This window comes from Variovorax sp. SG517, assembly GCF_013376045.1.
In the GTDB taxonomy this organism is placed as follows: domain Bacteria; phylum Pseudomonadota; class Gammaproteobacteria; order Burkholderiales; family Burkholderiaceae_C; genus Variovorax.
In genome coordinates this window covers 45563-65310 of record NZ_JABMJG010000002.1, presented here as the reverse complement: position 1 = coordinate 65310, position 19748 = coordinate 45563, and the positions used below count along the sequence as shown (strand labels likewise).

Annotated in this window: 14 protein-coding genes and 1 other RNA gene; 6 read left to right on the top strand and 9 right to left on the bottom strand. The window is 68.5% G+C overall.

Annotated features, from left to right (window positions below):
* Positions 1-48: 48 nt before the first annotated feature.
* On the bottom strand, positions 49-1905 hold the full coding sequence (gene dnaX / locus FHT32_RS05665; protein WP_176663678.1) for a DNA polymerase III subunit gamma/tau: 1857 nt from the start codon (positions 1903-1905) through the stop codon (positions 49-51).
* A 162-nt stretch (positions 1906-2067) separates the two neighbouring features.
* Between dnaX and ffs the strand changes: the two genes are divergently transcribed.
* Positions 2068-2164: signal recognition particle sRNA small type (ffs, locus tag FHT32_RS05660), an RNA gene on the top strand.
* An 89-nt stretch (positions 2165-2253) separates the two neighbouring features.
* Here ffs and FHT32_RS05655 read toward each other — a convergent pair.
* From FHT32_RS05655 to FHT32_RS05645, 3 genes are read right to left on the bottom strand one after another with little or no spacing between them, the layout of a single operon-like run.
* Positions 2254-3492 carry a TIGR03862 family flavoprotein gene (locus FHT32_RS05655; RefSeq protein WP_176663677.1) on the bottom strand — a complete coding sequence of 413 codons (1239 nt, stop codon included), beginning with the start codon at positions 3490-3492 and terminating at the stop codon, positions 2254-2256.
* The gene (locus tag FHT32_RS05650) at positions 3489-6764 is read right to left on the bottom strand and encodes an exodeoxyribonuclease V subunit beta (RefSeq protein ID WP_176663676.1); all 3276 of its coding nucleotides are present in this window, start codon (positions 6762-6764) and stop codon (positions 3489-3491) included. Before FHT32_RS05650 ends, FHT32_RS05655 begins: the two co-directional genes overlap by 4 nt.
* Entirely contained in the window at positions 6761-9367 is a 2607-nt protein-coding gene (locus FHT32_RS05645; RefSeq protein WP_176663675.1) for a PD-(D/E)XK nuclease family protein, read from the bottom strand. The genes FHT32_RS05650 and FHT32_RS05645 overlap by 4 nt, the downstream gene beginning before the upstream one ends.
* A 158-nt stretch (positions 9368-9525) precedes the next feature.
* Here FHT32_RS05645 and trxA point away from each other — a divergent pair, with 158 nt between their 5' ends.
* Together trxA and rho are read left to right on the top strand one after the other, a co-directional pair.
* On the top strand, positions 9526-9858 hold the full coding sequence (gene trxA, locus FHT32_RS05640; protein ID WP_093195545.1) for a thioredoxin TrxA: 333 nt from the start codon (positions 9526-9528) through the stop codon (positions 9856-9858).
* Between the two features lie 182 nt (positions 9859-10040).
* Positions 10041-11306: a transcription termination factor Rho gene (rho, locus tag FHT32_RS05635; RefSeq protein ID WP_176663674.1), complete on the top strand. Its 1266-nt coding sequence runs from the start codon at positions 10041-10043 to the stop codon at positions 11304-11306.
* A 160-nt stretch (positions 11307-11466) separates the two neighbouring features.
* Here the strand turns inward: rho and FHT32_RS05630 are convergent, their stop codons facing one another.
* Positions 11467-12501 carry an oxidoreductase gene (locus tag FHT32_RS05630; protein WP_176663673.1) on the bottom strand — a complete coding sequence of 345 codons (1035 nt, stop codon included), beginning with the start codon at positions 12499-12501 and terminating at the stop codon, positions 11467-11469.
* A gap of 183 nt (positions 12502-12684) precedes the next feature.
* Here FHT32_RS05630 and FHT32_RS05625 point away from each other — a divergent pair, with 183 nt between their 5' ends.
* The 3 genes from FHT32_RS05625 to FHT32_RS05615 all read left to right on the top strand — a co-directional run bounded on the left by FHT32_RS05625 (position 12685) and on the right by FHT32_RS05615 (position 16110).
* Positions 12685-12954, top strand: coding sequence for a type B 50S ribosomal protein L31 (locus FHT32_RS05625; RefSeq protein WP_126019047.1), 270 nt, complete (start codon positions 12685-12687; stop codon positions 12952-12954).
* Positions 12955-13033: 79 nt separating this feature from the next.
* Entirely contained in the window at positions 13034-14770 is a 1737-nt protein-coding gene (locus FHT32_RS05620; RefSeq protein WP_176663672.1) for a hypothetical protein, read from the top strand.
* Positions 14767-16110 (top strand): MATE family efflux transporter, encoded by a 1344-nt coding sequence (locus FHT32_RS05615; protein ID WP_176663671.1) that lies wholly within the window; start codon positions 14767-14769, stop codon positions 16108-16110. The genes FHT32_RS05620 and FHT32_RS05615 overlap by 4 nt, the downstream gene beginning before the upstream one ends.
* A gap of 30 nt (positions 16111-16140) precedes the next feature.
* Here the strand turns inward: FHT32_RS05615 and phoR are convergent, their stop codons facing one another.
* From phoR to pstB, 4 genes are read right to left on the bottom strand one after another with little or no spacing between them, the layout of a single operon-like run.
* Positions 16141-17478, bottom strand: coding sequence for a phosphate regulon sensor histidine kinase PhoR (gene phoR, locus FHT32_RS05610; RefSeq protein ID WP_176663670.1), 1338 nt, complete (start codon positions 17476-17478; stop codon positions 16141-16143).
* A 44-nt stretch (positions 17479-17522) separates the two neighbouring features.
* Positions 17523-18215 (bottom strand): phosphate regulon transcriptional regulator PhoB, encoded by a 693-nt coding sequence (phoB, locus tag FHT32_RS05605; RefSeq protein WP_007836652.1) that lies wholly within the window; start codon positions 18213-18215, stop codon positions 17523-17525.
* A 28-nt stretch (positions 18216-18243) separates the two neighbouring features.
* A complete protein-coding gene (gene phoU / locus FHT32_RS05600; protein ID WP_125950607.1) occupies positions 18244-18945 on the bottom strand; it encodes a phosphate signaling complex protein PhoU in 702 nt (233 codons plus the stop codon).
* Between the two features lie 16 nt (positions 18946-18961).
* The gene (gene pstB, locus FHT32_RS05595) at positions 18962-19741 is read right to left on the bottom strand and encodes a phosphate ABC transporter ATP-binding protein PstB (protein ID WP_021007056.1); all 780 of its coding nucleotides are present in this window, start codon (positions 19739-19741) and stop codon (positions 18962-18964) included.
* Between the last annotated feature and the right edge of the window lie 7 nt (positions 19742-19748).

The window sequence follows — 19748 nt, the reverse complement described above, 5'->3', positions numbered from 1 at the left end:
CTGATCTGTCGGGTTGAAAAGTGGGTGAAGGATACGGGAGACGCGAGCTCAGGCCGGCTTGAGCGTGCCGGGGACGATCTTCGCGTCGAAGTCGCGCATCAGCGCCTGTACTTCGGGGTCGCTCATGATGGTCTCCTCGGCCACGCGCTGGCGCTCGTCGGCCGCCTGCTTGTTGCGGCGCGCGGGGCTGTCGACCACGGCGCCGACCTCGATGGCGAGCTTGATGTCGTGGCCCAGGCCGTGCAGCGCGGCGGTGAGCTTTTCGCGGCTGGACGGCTGACTCAGCGTCTCGCGCTCGATGCGCAGCAGCCACTGGTCGGTGTCGCGGCCCACCAGCTGCGATTGCAGCGCGAGCTCGCGCGTCAGTGCGCTGATGGCCTCGGCCGCGACCAGCTGCGTGACCGTGGCGTACCAGAAGTCGCCGTCCTCGCTGGTCGGGATGGGCGTGAAGGTGCTGCGCGGCTCGTCCGGGCGCGGAGTGTCGCGGGCACTCGGCGGGGGCTGGACGCGGATGGGCACGCCGACGACCTTGGCAGGCGCCTCGGCAGCATCGGGACGAGGCTCGGCCTGCCGGGGTTCGTCGACCACGGCGAGGCGATGGCCGGCTGGAACCGGCGCGGCGGCTTGCGCAACAGCCGCCGGAGCAGCAGCCCGCACGGGCGCTTCGACCGGCGGGCGAGCCACCGGCGCGGGAGCCGGAGCAGGCGGAACCGCACGCACCGGGGCCTGCGGCGCGGCGGCCGCGGCTTCATTCAGAGTTTTTTTTTCCGGGGAGGCCGTCGAAGCGGCCGCGCTCGAAGGCTTGAAGGCCAGCAGCCGCAGCAGCACCATGGTCAGCGCGGCGTATTCGTCGGGAGCCAGCCCCAGTTCGCCGCGCCCGTGCAGGCACAGGCTGTAGAGCAGCTGCGTTTCGTCGGCCGGCATCAGAGCCGCGAGGCGCGCGGTATCGGCCGCGTCGGGGTCGGTGGCGGCATCCACCGCTTCCGCCCGAGAAGGCACGGCCTGCAGCACCGCCATGGCCTGCAGCACGGCCGTCATTTCCTCCAGCGTGGAGGCGGCGGACATGCCGTCGACGCGCAGCGCCTCGGAGGTTTCGACCACCGTCTTGCCGTCGCCTTGCGCCAGCGCCTCGATCAGGCGGAACACGTGGCCGCGATCGACGCTGCCGAGCATCTGGCGCACGCCGGCTTCGACGAGCTCGCCGTTGCCGAATGCGATCGCCTGGTCGGTGAGCGAAAGCGCGTCGCGCATCGAGCCGCGCGCCGCGCGCGCCAGCAGGCGCAGCGCCTGAGGCTCGGCCGGCACGTTCTCGGTCTGCAGCACGGCGGTGAGGTGCTCAAGCACCGTCTCGGGCGCCATCGGGCGCAGGTTGAACTGCAGGCAGCGCGACAGCACGGTCACCGGCACCTTCTGCGGATCGGTCGTGGCCAGCACGAACTTCAGGTACTCGGGCGGCTCCTCGAGCGTCTTGAGCATCGCGTTGAACGCGGTGTTCGTGAGCATGTGCACTTCGTCGATCATGAAGACCTTGAAGCGCCCCTGCACCGGCTTGTAGACCGCCTGCTCGAGCAGCGACTGGACCTCGTCCACGCCGCGGTTGGAGGCTGCGTCGAGCTCGGTGTAGTCGACGAAGCGGCCGGCATCGATGTCGCGGCAGGCCTGGCACACGCCGCAGGGCGTGGCGGTGATGCCGCCCTGCCCGTCCGGCCCCTGGCAGTTGAGCGACTTCGCAAGAATGCGCGAGACCGTGGTCTTGCCGACACCCCGGGTGCCGGTGAAGAGATAGGCGTGATGCAGGCGCTGCGTGGTGAGCGCGTTCTCCAGCGCCTGCACCACATGCCCCTGGCCGACCATCTCACCGAAGGTTTTCGGGCGGAACTTGCGAGCGAGCACGAGATAAGACATTGCGGGCATTCTAAAAGGCGCAGAGCACCCATCCCGATACTGGGGCGGGGCTTTCGTGGGACATCGAGGATCCGGCTTTGCCGGTCCTCCGGTGTCGCCCCCAGCAGGGGGTTGGCGAAGCGACACGAAGTGCGCGCAGCCTGGGGGGTTACAATACGCCCTGACGGGCCTCCCTGCATGGTGAAGTGGCCAACCGGGTCAGGTGGGGAACCAAGCAGCCCTAACTGCGTAGTCAGTGCCAGGGGTAAGGCTCGTCAACCTCTTCAGCGGTTTCGTTTCATTCCACGCGAAATGAAACGGGGCCCGCAAAAAACAGATTCCAGCGAAAAAATCTCCGGCCCGGGTCCTTCAAAGACCCAGCCGCCGGATCGCGCCGCGCGCCGCCGCGGCACCACTCGCCATCGATGCCGTCAGCAGGTAGCCACCCGTCGGCGCCTCCCAGTCCAGCATCTCCCCAGCCGCGAACACGCCCGGCAGAGCCGTCGACATGAGCTGCGCGTCCAGCGCGTCGAAACGCACGCCGCCCGCGGTGCTGATGGCCTCGTCGACCGGCCGCGTAGCGACGAGCTTCAGCGGCACTGCCTTGATGGTTGCGGCAAGTTGCTGCGGGTCGTGCATCGCCTCCCGACTCAAGGCCTCGTGCAGCACGCCGGCCTTGATGCCTTCGAGGCCCAGCCGGCTCTTGAGATGGCTGCTGAGCGAACGCGCCCCGCGCGGATGCTTCACCGCGGCCAGCACCTGCTCGGCGCTGCGATCGGGCAGCAGGTCGAGCAGCAGCGTCGCGCTTCCTTTCTCGGCGATCTCGTCGCGCAGCAGGGCCGATGCCGCGTAGATCAGGCTGCCCTCGATGCCGGTCGCGGTCGCGACGAATTCGCCCTTGCGCGCGAAATGCCGCCCGTTGCCGTCCGTGAAGGAGATCGCCACCGACTTGAAGGGCTGCCCCGCGAATCGGCTGGAGAAATGCTCGCTCCAGCCCACACCGTCGAAACCGCAGTTGGCCGGCAGCAGCGGTGCAACGTCCACGCCTTGTGCCTGCAGCCACGGCGCCCACGCGCCGTCGGAGCCAAGGCGGGCCCAGCTTGCACCGCCCAGCGCCAGCACGACGGCATCGGCCTTCGCGGTGACTTCGCCGGTGGGTGTGGAAAAGCGCAGCGACGCCATGTCGAACGGCCCCTCGCCCGTCCAGCGATGCCGCATGTGGAACTGCACGCCCGCCGCGCGCAGCCGATGCAGCCAGGCGCGCAGCAGCGGCGCGGCCTTCATGTCGGTCGGAAACACGCGCCCCGAGGTGCCGACGAAGGTCTCGATGCCGAGCCCGCTCGCCCATTCGCGCACCTGCTGCGGCCCGAACTGCGCGAGCATCGGCTCCAGTTGCGCACGGCGCTCGCCGAAGCGGCCCATGAACGCGTCGAATGGCTCGGAGTGCGTGAGATTCAGCCCGCCGCGTCCGGCCAGCAGGAACTTGCGGCCCACCGAGGGCATCGCGTCGTAGACGTGCACTTGCGCGCCCGAGGCGCTCAGGACTTCAGCCGCCATCAGGCCGGTAGGGCCGCCGCCGATGACGGCGACGGTGGGAGAAACATTCATTCGAGATTTACCAGTTCGCCCTGCCCGGTGAGGAACGCGACGCGCACCATGGCACCGGGATAGGCATGTTGCACCGCGGCGCGATAGCGCTGCATCTGTGCGATCAGCGCGGCGTCCCGTTCGGGGCGCGCCGCGGATTTGTAGTCGAGGATCCACCAGGCGCCGCTGTCGCGTTCCCGCACCAGCCGGTCGATTCGCAGGGTTTCGCCCTCGTGCACCAGCGTGACTTCGTTGCCATGCCAGTCGACCCTGCGATCGTCCCACACCCAGGCGCCCTCGCCCGAACGGATGCGCTGGGCCAGCGCGGCGGCGCCGCGCGCCTGTTGCGCGTCGAGCAGGAATTCGCGGGCCGCGGCGCGCACATGGGCCGCCGGCAGCGGCTCGCCGGGCACCGCCCATTCGAGCAGCCGGTGCATGGCCTGGCCGAAGGCGGCTGCGCGGGCGTCGAGCGTGGTGCCGGCGGCCTTCTTTGCCACGGCCGGCTGCTGCTCGGCGGGCGCGGCGGGCTCGGGTGCCTCCGGCATGCGCTGCATCGGGAAGCTGGCCGCGCCGCCCGGGCTCGACAGCGCCACCAACGGCTCGTCCGCCTCGGTGGGCTCGCACAGCGCTTCCAGACGCGCCCACCAACTGCCCTCGTTGGCACGCGCGGGCCGCACCGAGGACAGCACCAGCCGCTCGCGCGCCCGTGTGACGGCAACGTAAAGCCCGTTGAGCTCCTCGCGATGGCGCGCGCGCTGCTCTTCCTCGAGCAGGGCCGCCGCGCAGGCCGGGGGCGTCTTCTCGCTCGCAAGAAAGATGAAGCGCGTCGGCGCGCTGTCGCTGCCCTTCCATTCGACCAGCACGCCCATGGTCTGGGCGCGCGGCGGCGCGGCGTCGCAGTCGAGCATGAGCACGGTGTCGGCCTCCAGGCCCTTGGCGCCGTGCACGGTCAGCAGCTGCACCGCGTCGGGAGCGACCACGGTCGGAGCACGCACGCCTCCCGCGCGCAGGGCACGCACCAGCGCGTACGGCGTGGCGAAGCGCGCGCCGTCGATGTCCAGCGACGCGGAAAGCACGCCGCGCAGATTGGCCAGCGCGCCCTGGCGCATCGCGGCGGGCACAGCAGCGCCGAATTTCGCGAGCAGGTCGCCGTCGTGGAAGATCGCGTCGAGCGCGTCATGCGGCGGCAGCGTCATGAGCCAGCGCTGCCACTTCTTCAGCCGCGGACCTGCCTCCACCAGCACCTGCGGCAGGCTCTCGTCCTTCTGGATCAGCGAGAACCAGCTCACCGGGCCGCGCTCGCGCTGCCGCAGCGCGAGCTGCACCAGCGCCTCGTCGTCGACGCCGAACACCGGCGACTTCAGCGCCCGCGCAAGCGAGAGGTCGTGCGCCGGGGACACCAGCGCGTCGATCAGCGCGACCACGTCCTGCACCTCGGGCGCATCGTAGAGGTCGTTCTTCTCCGGCTGCTGCACGGGAATGTGGCGCAGACGCAGCGCGTCCTGCATGGCAGAGAGCCGGCTGCGCCTGCGCGCCAGCACCATGATGCGGCTGGGCTGCGTGCCGTCGGCGATGCGCTGCGCGACCCATCGCGCGGCCTGTTCGCACTCCTTTTGCAGCAGCTGCTCCTCGGGCATCACGCGCGGCGTGACGAGGCTGTCGCGCCAGTGCAGCATGCCGTCGTCGGCCGGCACCGCTTCGGCCGTGTCGCCGAGCGCATCGCGGTCGATGGCCGGCAGCCTGAGCAGCTCGCCCTCGTCGCCGCGCTCGGTGGTGTGGGCCCGATATCCGTCGAACTCGCCGGCCTCCTGCGCGGCCAGCATGGCCGCATTGACCAGCCCGACCACGGAGCGTGCGTTGCGATGCGTGTGGTCGCAGTTCAGCAGCTCGCCGTCGAGCCCTTCGCGCACGAACTTCTTCGCGGCGATGAACACCTGCGGCTCGGCGCGGCGGAAGCGGTAGATGCTCTGCTTCGGGTCGCCCACGATGAACACGCGCGGCGCACGGCCCTGCGCACCGGTGTAGGCGCTGAGCCAGCCGTAGAGCGCCTGCCACTGCAGCGGATTGGTGTCCTGGAACTCGTCGATCAGCAGGTGCGCGATGCGCGCGTCGAGCCGCTCCTGCACCCAGCCCGACAGCGCCGACTGGCCCAGCAGCAGCTGCGCGGCCTGCTCGACGTCGTTCATGTCGACCCAGCCATGGGTGCGCTTGACCTCGGCGAATGCCGCGATCAGCAGGCGCGTGAGCCTCGTCATGCGCTGCTGGTAGAGCCATGCGGCGTGCTGGGCCTGCGCGGCGCAAAGCAGCTGCAGCTCGGCTTCGGCCTCCTGCGCGGCGGGAAACTTCTGCAGGTTCTTGGTGAGGCGGTCTTCGGTCGCCACGAAGAAGTTCTTGCGCAGCAGGGCAAGCGCGGCTGGCAGCGAATCGGCGGCGGGCTCGCCCGCGCCGAACACGTCGATGATGGCTTCGGCGGCCTTTTGCGGCGTCTTGTTGCTCTCGCGGCCCAATGCGGAGGCGCGGTCGAGCCAACGGCGGCGCACCGCCTCGCCGCGCAGGGCCTCGGTCGGTTCGTCCAGGCCTTCGAGCGCCGGGTACATCGCGCTGAAGTGCTGCACGGCGTTTTCCGCATCGGCCAGCGAAAACTCGACGCGCTTCGACAGCGCTTCGCTCAGGGCCTTGGCCGTCTGCGAGCGTCCGTGCGTGGCGACGACGGCGTAGTAGTCGGCCAGCGCCTCTTTGCTGGCCGTGACCGCCTCGAAGAAGGGGCGCCATGTGTGGCCGCGCGCCTCGGCGTCGTCTTCGAGCAGCTCGTAGTTCGAAGGCAGGCCCAACTCGCGCAGCACCGCGAGCGGCGCGTTGCGCAGCAGGCCGGCGAACCAGGCGTGGAAGGTGCGGAACTGCACCGGCCTGCCGCCTTCGAGCAGACGGCGGTAGAGGCCTTTCAGGCGCGGCACGGCGGCCGATGCCGCGGCGGGCTCCATGCCGCGCATCACGAGCTGGGCGACCAGTTCTTCCGGTGCACGCTGCGCGAAGTCCTCCAGCCACTGGTCGAGGCGCTCGCGCATTTCGCCGGCCGCCTTCTTCGTGAAGGTGATGGCCAGGATCTCGTGCGGCTCGCAGGCGGATTCGCCCTCCTCGAGCAGCGCACGCAGGATGCGCGAGACCAGCATCCAGGTCTTGCCCGCGCCGGCGCAGGCCTCCACCGCCACCGAGCGGCGCGGATCGCAGGCGACGGTGTAGAAGGCCTCGCGCGTGACGTGCCGGCCGTTGTGTTCGTAGGCTGCGCCGTTCATGGCGTGTCGCCTCCGGTCGTCGGGCCGCCCACGATGGCGGGCAGCGGGGACTCGTCGCCCCAGAAGTCCTTTCGGCAGAGGCCGCGCGCGGCGCAGTAGTCGCACACGGCGCCCTCCCCCAGCGGCGGCAGCGCCGCGCCCTGCGCGATGCGACTGAAGTCGTCGATGATGCCGGCCACCAGGGCATCGCGCGCCTCGACCACGGCGGGCTGCTCGACGGTCTGCGTGCCGGCGGATTTCTCGCCCACGTTCACGTAGGCCGCGCGCAGGGTGTCGTCGGCCACGAGTGCGGCGTAGAAGGCCAGCTGGGTGTCCTCGGTCGGGTCTTTCACGCGCTCCTTGCTGACCGTGGCGGACTCGGTCTTGTAGTCGATCACGAAGGCCTGGCCGTCGGGCATGCGGTCGATGCGGTCGAGCCGGCCGATCAGGCGCAGATCGCCCAGCGGCTGTTCCTTCCAGGGCTCGGACTCGACGAAGACGGCGCCGGCCGCCTCGTGCCCCGTCAGCCAGGCCAGATAGCCGTCGCGCACGGCGGGCCAGGCGGCGGCGAAAGGCAGGAACTCGGCATCGGACAGCCCAAGCTCCTGCGTCGAGCGGCGCGCCGCCTCTTCGATGAGGGCGATGCGCTGCTGCGCGTCCTGCGTCGGGGCTTCGGCCAGGGCTTCGTGGAAATGGCCGAGCACCGCGTGCAGCCAGTTGCCGAAGTCGCGCTTGTCGACTTCAGCATCGAGCTCGTCGGCGCTGCGCAGGCCCAGCTGCCGCAGCGCGAAGAAACGATAGGGGCAGCGGCGCAGGTCTTCATACACGCTGGTGGAGATGTTCTCCAGCGGCAGCAGCGCGCCGGAGGGCGTCGGGTAGCCGGTCGGCTGCACGGGTACGTCGCGCGGCAGGCGCGGATCGGCCGAGGGCTGCAGGGCGTGGTCGAGCTGCAGCGCCTGCACGAGCGGGCTCGGCCGCACGGGCTCGCCGCTGGCGTCGGAATGGCGCCAGATCAGCTCGCACGACGGGTTGTGCAGGGCCGCGGCCCAGGCGGCGCGCTGCGCGGCCTCGAGTGCCTCGCGCGACGGCAGACCCAGTTCGAGGCGCTGGGCCGCGCTCCAGTTGCCCGGCGGCTCGGGCGACGCGGGCAGGCGCCGATCGTCGCAACCGGGAATGACCACGGCGCCGAAGGATCGGCCCAGGAGCTGATAGAGCGGCAGCACCACGACCCTCGGCGCCTGGTCGCCGGCAGGGGGCACGAAGCTCGCGTCTTCCAGCACGTCGCGCACCCAGGCGGTGAATTCGGCCAGGGTGTGGCGGCCGCCAGGAAATTCGTCTTCGTCGTCGCCATGGGCGCCGGCGTCGAGCCACAGCGCACCGATCACCTTGCCGCCGGCCAGGTCTTCCTCGAGCAAGGTCCACTGGTCGCCGGCTTCCAGCAGTTCGCGCAGCGCGCGCAGCCATTCGGCCAGCGGGCGCGAACGGGCCATGGGCGCGCGACGCGCCTCGACCGCCTCCGTGAAGACCAGCAGCGCAGTGTCCTTCGACTTCTCGCTGCGGGCCATCAGGGCGCACCACGCCGACCAGTCGCGCATGCCTTCATGGCGTAGGCGCGCCTCGAGCGACTGGACGATGGGCGAATCGCCGTCGGCGCCGCTCTTGAGCCATTCGAGCACCTGGTCGCTGGTGGCGTCGTGGGCACAGGCGCGCAGCGCGCTCATCAGCGAGGCGGCAGCGCGCGTGGTCGAGAGCTTCCAGCCCGTTTCGTCGTGGGTGACGACGCCCTGCGCGCTCAGCTGGGCGCTGATGCGACGCGTGAGCGCGCGATCGGTCGCGACCAGCGCGACCGGCGCGCGGCCTTCGGCGAGATGGCGCAGCACGCAGGCCGCGGCGAGCCCGGCTTCATCTTCCGGGTCGAGCGCGATATGCGAGGCGCAGGCCTGCGTGGGCACACCGGAAGGCACGAGCGAAATATGAAGGGCATGGTCGCCCCACAGCCTGCACAGCGACTGGGTGAGCGGATCGGCCTGGAAGCCCTCGAGCACGATCAGCGCGTCGACCTGGGCGCGGGTGGATTCGCGCTGCAGCACGTCGGTGGCGTAGCTCGAGGTCGAAGTCCAGGCGACGGCGATGCGGATCAGCGCGCTCTCGATGCGGAACCACTCGGACTCGCTGCCCGCATCCGCCACACCCGCCGCGCGCTGCGCCCATTCGCCGCCGCGCTCCTCGGGCGTCACGGCGGCGGCCAGGGGCGCCAGTTGATAGGCGAGCTCGACGACGCGGCCGGCCAGTGCGAAGCGCTCGGCATGGAAGCCGGCCTGCGACAGCAGCGCCTGCGCCGTGACCAGGTCGCGCGCCATGTCATGGGCGATGTCGTAGCCCGTCGGCATAAAGCCGCCCGCGCTGCGGGCCCAGTTGTGGGTGGTTTCGAAGCGCGGCACGAAGCCGGGGCTGCCGCACCGGGCCCACATGGCTCGCGCGACGCCCATCAGCTGCGCATAGGGCACCAGCACCACGGTGCGGGCGGCGTGCAGCTGGCGCTCGGCGAGCGCGCGGACGATCCGCGCGACGACGCCGTCGGCGGGATCGCACCACAGGGCCTGGACGGGGTGGCCTTCGTTCATGTTCTATCGAGGGGTCGGGGGCACGCGCGGACGCGGGGCGCAAGGGCTTTGGCTATCGCCGCCATAGCCGCCCTGCAAGGCACGCCGCCCCTTGGTTTCTGTCACAATGACCAGTACTTTAGCTGCACCGAAACTCTCTGCGCACAAGGATCCATCACATGGCCAGCGAACTCATCAAACACATCTCCGACTCCTCCTTCGAGGCCGACGTGCTCAAGTCCAGCCAGCCGGTGCTGGTCGACTACTGGGCCGAATGGTGCGGCCCCTGCAAGATGATCGCCCCGATCCTGGACGAAGTCTCCACCGCCTACGAAGGCAAGCTGCAGATCGCCAAGCTGAACGTCGACGAGAACCGCGACATCCCCGCCAAGTTCGGCATCCGCGGCATCCCCACGCTGATGCTGTTCAAGGACGGCCAGCTGGCAGCCACCAAGGTCGGCGCCATGAGCAAGGCTCAGCTCACCGCCTTCATCGACCAGCAACTCGCCTGATCGATTTCAACCGGCCAGCGCGCAATGCGTTGGCCGGCGCGTTTTTCCTGTCATAATCTCCCACAGATCACCGGTCCTTCATTCAGGCAACCGGTTCGAGTTCCCCGGTTGGTGAGGCAGTTCTCGCTTCACACCCAACCTCCCCCCGTTTTTCGTTCGATTACCCCGCGAGGGGTCATTCCATGCACTTAAACGAACTCAAGGCACTCCACGTGTCTGAAGTCCTCAAGCAGGCTGAAGCGCTTGAGATCGAAAACGTCGGCCGCATGCGCAAGCAGGAGCTGATGTTCGCGATCATCAAGAAGCGCGCCAAGGCCGGCGAACAGGTCTTCGCCGACGGCGTGCTCGAAATACTCCCCGACGGCTTCGGCTTCCTGCGCAGCCCCGACACCAGCTTCACGGCCAGCACGGACGACATCTACATCTCGCCCAGCCAGGTGCGCCGCTTCAACCTGCACACCGGCGACATGATCGAAGGCGAGGTGCGCACGCCCAAGGACGGCGAGCGCTACTTCGCGCTGACCAAGCTCGACAAGGTCAACAACGGCCCGCCGGAGCAGAACAAGCACAAGGTGATGTTCGAGAACCTGACGCCGCTGTTCCCCAAGGAACAGATGCGACTCGAGCGCGACGGCATCAAGGGCGACGAGAACATCACCGGCCGCATCATCGACATCATCGCCCCCATCGGCAAAGGCCAGCGCGCCCTGCTCGTGGCACCGCCCAAGAGCGGCAAGACGGTGATGATGCAGCACATCGCCCACGCCATCAGCGCCAACTATCCCGACGTGCACATGATGGTGCTGCTCGTCGACGAGCGCCCTGAAGAAGTGACCGAAATGCAGCGCACGGTGAAGGGCGAGGTCATTGCCTCCACCTTCGACGAGCCCGCCGCGCGCCACGTGCACGTGGCCGAAATGGTCATCGAGCGCGCCAAGCGCCTGGTCGAGCTCAAGAAGGACGTGGTGATCCTGCTCGACTCGATCACCCGCCTCGCCCGCGCCTACAACAACGTCGTGCCCTCGTCGGGCAAGGTGCTGACCGGCGGTGTCGACTCCAACGCGCTGCAGCGCCCCAAGCGCTTCCTGGGCGCGGCGCGCAACGTGGAAGAAGGCGGCTCGCTGACCATCATCGGCACCGCGCTGATCGACACCGGCAGCCGCATGGACGAAGTGATCTTCGAAGAGTTCAAGGGCACCGGCAACTCCGAAATCCATCTCGACCGCCGCCTGTACGAAAAGCGCGTCTTCCCCTCGATCCAGCTCAACCGCAGCGGCACGCGCCGCGAAGAACTGCTGCTGGCCCCCGAGATCCTGCAGAAGACCCGCATCCTGCGCCAGCTCATGTACAACATGGACGAGATCGAGTCGATGGAGCTGATGCTCAAGAACATGAAGGCGACGAAGACCAATGTCGAGTTCTTCGACATGATGCGTCGCGGCGGGTAGCTTTTGCTCGCCCCCAGGCTGCGCGCACTTCGTGTCGCTACGCCTACCCCCTACCGGGGGCGGTGCCTACTGACCGGCAGAGCCGGATCAGTGGCACCCCACGAATGAATGCCCGCCTTGTGCGGGCATTTTTCATTCATGTGCGAATCGCTCGGCCCTCTCAAGCGCTTTGGCGGCCGAGGTCGAGTAGCTCCATCAGCGCGACAGCCTGCTCGGGCGGCACCGGATTGGGCCCATGCCCGAGGATGGCATCGCGAACCGCGGCGTAGTAGTCAACGTAGTTGCCGGCCCGCGTGGGGATGCTTCGCTTGATGAAGGTCCCGCCGGGCCCCGCCAGCGAGAGTTCTCCATCCAGCGGATCGGCACCCCATCCTTCGGCGGGCGGCCGCTGCCCGGCGCGCAGCGCGTCTTCCTGCGTATCGACGCCGTGCTTGACGTAGCTTCCGAGCGTGCCGTGGACGATGTAGCGCGGCGCCGCATGAGCCGCCAGCGTCGTCGAGTGCAGCACCACGCGCAGCGGTGCGTGCGGACCCGTCTCATAGCGCAGCACGGCATGGAAGTAGTCCTCGACCACGGCACCGTCACGCATGACCGCGGTGTCGAGCTGGATCGTGTCAGGACGGCCGAAAAGCTGTACCACCTGATCGACCAGATGGGCCCCCAAGTCCACCCAGAGGCCCGAACCGGGCACGGCCTGCTCGCGCCAGCGCTCCTTCACCTCGGGGCGGAAACGGTCGAAATGGGACTCCAGGTACACGGGGCGGCCCAGTTCGCCGGACGCAAGCACATCCTTGAGAGTCAGGTAATCGGAGTCGAAGCGACGGTTCTGGTAGACCGCGAGAAGCCGATTGTTGCGTTTCGACAACGATTCGAGTTCCCTCGCCTCGGCCACGTCGAGCGTGAAGGGCTTGTCGACCACCACGTGCTTGCCGGCCTCCAGCGCCGCCTTGGCGACGGGATGGTGCTGGGCGTTGGGCGTGGCGACCACGATCAGGTCGATGTCCGAACGGGCCACGAGGGCGGCCACGTCCGGCACGACCGCCACGCCGGGCCAGTCGGCATGCACCTTGTGGGGCTGCGAGCTGGCCACGGCCGCCAGTTCCAGCCCCGGAACGGCCGAAAGAACGGGGGCGTGGAAGGTCTGGCCGGCAAATCCGTAGCCGACGAGGCCCGCGCGCAAGGGTGTGGAAGTCATTGGGGAGCCTTCGGTTTGCTCGAAAATGGGGCAGTATGCGATAATCGCTGGCTCCGCGAAAAGTGCGGTCAGGCAGCTTCGCCTGGCTCCTCGGGTTTCCTCCGAGGCAGCGCGCCATTCCTGGCACGCTGGTGGCTCTCGCATCGACCGCGCATTGATTCCAAAAGCGCAAAAGGAAACACCATGGCAAAAGAAGGCATTCACCCGAATTACCGCGAAGTCCTGTTCGTCGACATGTCGAACGGCTTCAAGTTCGTGACCCGTTCGTGCGCGAACACCAAGGAAATGGGCACGACCGACGACGGTCGCGAACTGCCGCTGTTCAAGCTCGACACCACGAGCGAATCGCACCCGTTCTACACCGGCACCCAGAAGTCGGTCGACAACATGGGCGGCCGCGTCGAGAAGTTCCGTAACCGCTTCGGCAAGACCACCGGCGCCGCCTCGAAGTAAGGTACGCGCTTTTGCGTCGAGGGCAGCCCGGTTTACCGCGCTGCCCTTTTTCTTTCCGAATCCAGATTTCTCCCGCCACTTGAACCAGCCCACCCCTGCGATCGTTGCCCAGAGCGCCGTGCGCCGGCTTCCGCGCATCGCATTGCTGCTGCTCTGCGCGGCGTATCTGCTGCCGGGGCTGGTCGGCCGGGGGCCCTGGAAGAGCGCCGACATCACGGCCTTCGGCTACATGGCCGAACTGGCTCGCAGCACGGAAGGCATCGCACGCTGGTTCGACCCGATGCTGCTGGGCCTGCGCCCGGAAACGCCCGCGCTGATCCCCTACTGGATCGGCGCCCTGGCGATCAAGATCGCCCCCTCGTGGCTGAACCCCGACCTGGCCGTGCGCATCGCGTTCGCGTTCCTGCTGTGGGGCACCTTCACTGCCACCTGGTACGCCGTGTACTACCTGGCCCGCACTTCCCGCGCCCAGCCGGTGGCCTTCGCCTTCGGCGGCGAGGCCCGGCCCACCGACTACGCACGCGCCATCGCGGACGGCGGCCTGCTGGCGCTGATCGCCTGCCTCGGTCTCGCTCAACTCGGCCACGAGACCACACCCGCGCTGGCCCAGCTCTTCTTCGCCTCCAGCCTTTTCTACGGCGTGGCCGCTCTGCCCTATCGCCGCACCGGCCCGGTGATCGCGCTGGCCGTGGGCACCATCGGCATCACGCTGAGCGGCGCACCGACCGTCGGGCTCGCGCTGGCTGTGGGCAGCGTGCTGTACATCGCCTATGAGCGCCGGCTCGCCGCGCAGTTCGAGAGCGAAAACGGCCACGACGAGGACAGCGGCCCCAGCTACACGCGCGGCGCCCTGCTCACGATGATCGGCACCACCGTGCTGGCGGCGGTGCTCGTGTTCGGCCTGAAGCTGCCCACGTGGAAGATCACCGTGCTCGGCGGCTCCCTCGTCGGCGACGTACGCAGCCAGGCCAAGCTGCTGGTGTGGTTCACCTGGCCGGTCTGGCCGCTCGCCATCTGGACGCTCTGGCGCTGGCGGCGGCAACTCACGGCGCGCCACGTCGCGCTGCCCTTCTGGTTCGCGCTGGTGCCGCTGGCCGCCACCTGGACCACCGACTACTCCGATCGCTCGCTGCTGCTGGCGCTGCCCGCCTTCGCCACGCTCGCGGCATTCGCGCTGCCCACCTTCCGTCGCAGCGCTTCGGCGCTGATCGACTGGTTCAACGTGCTGTTCTTCAGCGGCCTCGCCGTGCTGGGCTGGATCTACTGGATCGCGATGCAGACCGGCGTGCCGCCCAAGCCCGCGGCCAGCGTCGCGCGGCTGGTGCCCGGCTTCGTGCCCGAGTTCTCGCCGATCGCGGTGGTGCTCGCCGTGGCCGCCACCATCGCCTGGTGCTGGCTGGTGCGCTGGCGCACGGGACGGCACCGCGCCGCGCTCTGGAAGACGCTGGTGCTGCCGGCCGGCGGCACCGCGCTTTGCTGGATGCTGCTGATGACGCTGTGGCTGCCGCCCATCGACTACGCGCGCAGCTACGAGCCGCAGATCCGCGCCGTGGCAGAGCGCGTGGGCCAGCCGAGCTGCATCGCGGAACTCGCGCTCAGCCGCCCGCACATCGCCGCGCTGCGCCATCACGGCAACTTCAACGTGCAGCCGCTGCTGCTGGGCACCGACTGCCCGTGGCTGCTGGCCAGCCCCGAAACGATCGAGCGCCTGCACACCATCATTCCCTTCGACCAGTGGCGCTTTGCCGGTACGCTGCGCCGCCCCAGCAGCGCGGCCGACGACCTCCTGCTCTACGAGAAGATCAAGCCGCAGTGAGGGGCGAACGGGCTCTGATCGCACGGCACGCGGGCACGGTGCTCGTCGGCCAACTGGCGGTGATGGCCTTCGGCGTGACCGACACCATCATCGCGGGCCGCTACTCGGAACATGCATTAGCTGCGCTCTCGGTCGGCGCGGCGGTCTTCGTGAGCGTCTACGTGTCGCTGATGGGCGTGCTGCAGGCGCTTTTGCCGGTATGGGCGGAGCTGCACGGCGGCGGACGCGGCGGCGAGGTGGGCCGGTCGGTGCGGCAATCGCTGTACCTGGCGGGCATCGCCATCGTCATCGGGATGGCGATCCTGTTGCTGCCGGGCTCGGTCCTGCAGTGGACCCAAGTGCCGGCGGAGATGCGCGGCGAAGTCGAGGCGTATCTCGCCGTGCTGGCTTTCGCGCTGGCGCCCGCCCTGCTCTTCCGCCTGTTCAGCACGCTCAACCAGAGCCTGGGCAGGCCCCAGCTCGTGACGTGGCTGCAGCTGGGCTCGCTGGGCGTGAAGCTGCCCTTGTCCATCTGGTTCACCTTCGGCGGCGCGGGCCTGCCGGCCATGGGGCTGGTGGGCTGCGCCTGGGCCACGCTGTGCGTGAACTGGACCATGCTCGGCTGCGCCGTCTGGCTGCTGCGCAGCCGGCCGTTCTATGCCGACTACGGGCTCTGGAAGCGCATCGAGTCCCCTGACTGGCAGCAGATCCGCAAGTTCGCGCGGCTCGGCGTGCCTGGCGGCCTGGCGGTGCTGGTCGAGGTCACCTCGTTCACGCTGATGGCGCTGTTCATCGCCCGGCTCGGCACTGCCGCCGCGGCAGCGCACCAGATCGCGTCGAACCTGCTGGCGGTGGCCTACATGACGCCGCTGTCGCTGGGCATCGCCACCAGCGCGCGCGTGAGCTTCTGGCTAGGCGCCGGCGATTCCGCCAAGGCACGGCACGCCTGCCGACTTGGCTTCGAGCTGACGGCCCTGTGCGCGCTGTTCTATGCCGCCGTCATGGCCGTGCTGCGCAACGAACTCGCCAACGTGTACTCCGACAACCCGGCCGTCATCGCAATGGCTGGCACCCTGCTGCTGGCCGTGGCGCTCTACCACTTCGCCGACGCCGTGCAGACCTTCTGCGTGTTCGTGCTGCGCTGCTACCGGGTCACGCTCGCGCCGCTGGTGATCTACTGCGCGATGCTGTGGGGACTCGGCCTGGGCGGGAGCTATCTGCTTGCCTACCGCGGCCTTGGTCCCTGGGCTGCCATGCAGTCGCCGCTGGCGTTCTGGATCATGAGCGCTGCCGCGCTGGCCCTCACCGCCCTGCTCTTCGGCGTGCTGCTGCGCTGGACGATGCGCCAGCGTGCGAGATAGAAGCAGAAGAAGAGGCAAAGGCCCGAAGGCCTACTTGGCCATCACGCGCGCTTCCCGCACGCGCGCCGCCGGGAACACCAGCGCGAAGCGGGAGCCCTTGCCCACCGTGCTTTCGATGCGCAGCTCCGCGCCGTGCCGCTGGGCGATGTGTTTGACGATCGCCAGCCCCAGCCCCGTGCCGCCGGTTTCGCGCGAGCGGCTGCGGTCGATGCGATAGAAGCGCTCGGTCAGCCGCGGGATGTGCTCGGCGGCGATGCCCGGGCCGGTGTCCTTCACGGCGTATTCGCCGCGCCCGTCGGGCAGCACCTTCCAGCTCACAGCCACCTCGCCACCGCCTGGCGTGTAGCGGATGGCATTGCTCAGCAGGTTCGACATCGCGCTCTGCAGTTCGGTCGGCGCGCCCGACACTTCGGACTCCGCGTCGACGCTGAACGACAGCCGATGGCCCTGCGGCGTCAGCCGGCCCGAAAGGCCGCGCCCTTCGTCCTCGCACTGCGCAAACAGCGCGCGGATGCGGATCCACTGGCTGCCCGAGGGCGGCGCGCTGCCTTCGAGCCGCGACAGCGTCAGCAGGTCGTTCACCAGCGTCTCCATGCGATGCGACTGCTGCCCCATCAGAGAGAGGTAGCGCGCGCGCTCGTCGGCATCGAGCGGCAGGTTCTGCAGGGTCTCGACGAAGCCCGCCAGCACCGTCAGCGGCGTGCGTATCTCGTGCGACACGTTCGCCACGAAATCGCGCCGCATCGCCTCGGCCTGCTCGAGCGCGGTGATGTCGCGCGTGAGCAGCATGCGGCGGTTGCCGGCATAGGGGTGCACCTGCACGGAGAGCCGAACCGGATGGCTGCGCTGGTGCCCATGCCCCAGCCCCGGGCCGTCGATGACGACGTCGCGGCTGTAGTTCCAGGACGCGAGATAGGCCACGAAGGCCGGGTCGCGCACGAGGTTCGCCAGATGCTGCGCGAGGTCGCGCTCGGCATCGATGCCGAACTGGCTGGCCGCCGTCTGGTTGCACCATTCGATGCGGCCCTGTTCGTCCAGCAGCACCACCCCATTGGGCGAAGCCTGGATGGCCGCGAGAAACTCCTGGAGCCGGTCTTCTGCCTGGCGGGTCTGCTGCTCGCGGTCGCGCAGCAGCTTGCGGATGCGCTCCGCGAGTTCGCCCCACACGCCCGGGCCGCGCGACGGCAGGCCGGCGGCGTCATTGCGCAACACGCGCATCAGCCGCTCGGCACGCCAGGCATCGAGCGCCAGCCAGAGCACGGCGCCCAGCCAGGCGCCCAGCCACCCGAACTTCCAGCCAAAAATGCCGGCAGCACCCACTCCCACGACGATGGATGCTATTAAAAAAGTAGCGATGCGATAAGGCATGGCGGGCGATTATCCGCGCCCGCGGCCAAAGGAAGCCACGGCGCTCAAACCGTGACTTGGGCGGTCAGCCGATAGCCCGCTCCGCGGACGGTCTCGACCATGGGTGCCGCAGCGCCCAGCGATTCGCGCAGGCGCTTGACGTGCACGTCGACCGTGCGCTCCTCGATGTAGACGTGGTCGCCCCACACCTTGTCGAGCAGCTGCGCCCGGCTGTGCACGCGCTCGGCATGCTGCATCAGGTAGGCCAGCAGCTTGAATTCGGTCGGTCCGACCTTCAGCGCGCCGCCCTGCCAGGTCACGCGGTGGGTGGAGGTATCGAGCGCCAGTTCACCGATCTCGACCCGCTCCGTAACCACTTCCGGCGCCCGGCGACGCAGCACGGCACGGATGCGGGCCAGCATTTCCTGGGTAGAGAACGGCTTGGTGATGTAGTCGTCGGCACCGGCGTCGAGGCCGGCAACCTTGTCGGGTTCGTCGCCGCGCGCGGTCAGCATCAGGATCGGGATGGCCTTGGTGCGCGGGTCCTTGCGCCACTGGCGCGCGAGCTGCAGGCCGCTCTGGCCGGGCAGCATCCAGTCGAGCAGGATCAGGTCCGGCAGGAAGGCGTCGATCTCGCGCTGGGCCGCTGCGCCATCTTCCGACCAGATCGGCTCGAAGCCGTTGTGGCGCAGGTTGACGGCGATCAGCTCGGCGATCGAGGACTCGTCTTCGACGATGAGGACTCGGGGTTTCTTCATGCTTTTCTTGGGAGTCTTGCCGCAGCCGTTACTGCAGCGCGGACTCGATTTCCTGCATCGAAGTGTGCCGCACATCGGCACCCTTGACGATGTAGATGATGAATTCGGCGATGTTCTTGGCATGGTCGCCGATGCGTTCGATGGCCTTGGCCAGGAACAGCAGGTCCAGGCTGGCCGAGATGGTGCGCGGGTCTTCCATCATGTAGGTGACCAGCTTGCGCACGAAGCCGTCGAACTCCTTGTCGATCAGGTCGTCGTCCTTCAGGATCGACAGCGCCGCGGCGGTGTCGAGCCGCGCGAAGGCATCGAGCGCCTTGCGCAGCAGGCCAGCGGCAAGGTCGGCGGCAATGCGCAGTTCGGTGGTGGGCAGCTGCCGCGAGGCGCCGCTCTCGATGATCGACTTGACCATGCGGGCGATCTTGTTGGCCTCGTCGCCCACGCGCTCGAGGTTGGCGGTGGTCTTGCTGATGGCGATCAGCAGGCGCAGGTCGCGCGCGGTCGGCTGGCGGCGCGCGATGATGGACGACAGCTCGCGGTCGATGTCGATTTCCATCGCATTGACGCGGTGCTCGGTTTCCATCACGCGGTTGGCTGCTTCGGGGTCGAACTGCAGCAGCGCGTAGACGGCCTGGTTGATCTGCGACTCGACCATGCCGCCGAGCTCCATCACGCGCGACGAAACGCCGTTGAGCTCGCTGTCGAACTGGCTGGAGAGATGTTTCTCGGTCATGTTGTCTCCTTTGACTTCAACCGAAACGGCCGGTGATGTAGTCCTCGGTCTCCTTGCGCTGCGGCTTGAAGAACATCTGTTCGGTCGCGCCGAACTCGATCAGGTCGCCGAGGTACATGTAGGCGGTGTAGTCGCTGCAGCGGGCGGCCTGCTGCATGTTATGCGTGACGATGACCACCGTGTATTCGTTCTTGAGCTCGGCGATCAGCTCCTCGATCTTCGCGGTCGAGATCGGGTCGAGTGCCGAGCAGGGCTCGTCGAGCAGCAGCACTTCGGGCTTGATCGCGATGCCGCGCGCGATGCACAGGCGCTGCTGCTGGCCGCCGGAGAGGCCCGAGCCGCTTTGCTGCAGCTTGTCGCGCACTTCGGTCCACAGCGCGGCCTTCTTCAGCGCCCACTCGACGCGGTCGTCCATTTCGCTGGCCGAGAGGTTCTCGAACAGCTTCACACCGAAGGCGATGTTGTCGTAGATCGACATCGGGAAGGGCGTCGGCTTCTGGAACACCATGCCGACCTTGGCGCGAATCAGCGCCACGTCCTGCTTCGAGGTGAGCAGGTTCTCGCCGTCCAGCGCGATGGTGCCCTCGGCACGCTGTTCCGGATAGAGCTCGAACATGCGGTTGAAGGTGCGCAGCAGGGTCGACTTGCCGCAGCCCGAGGGGCCGATGAAGGCCGTGACCTTGTTCTCGGGAATCTCGAGGTTGATGCCCTTGAGGGCGTGGAACTTGCCGTAGTAGAAGTTCAGGTCCTTGACCGAGATCTTCGAGCGCGACGGTTGTGCAACAGTATTTGGCATGTTGTTG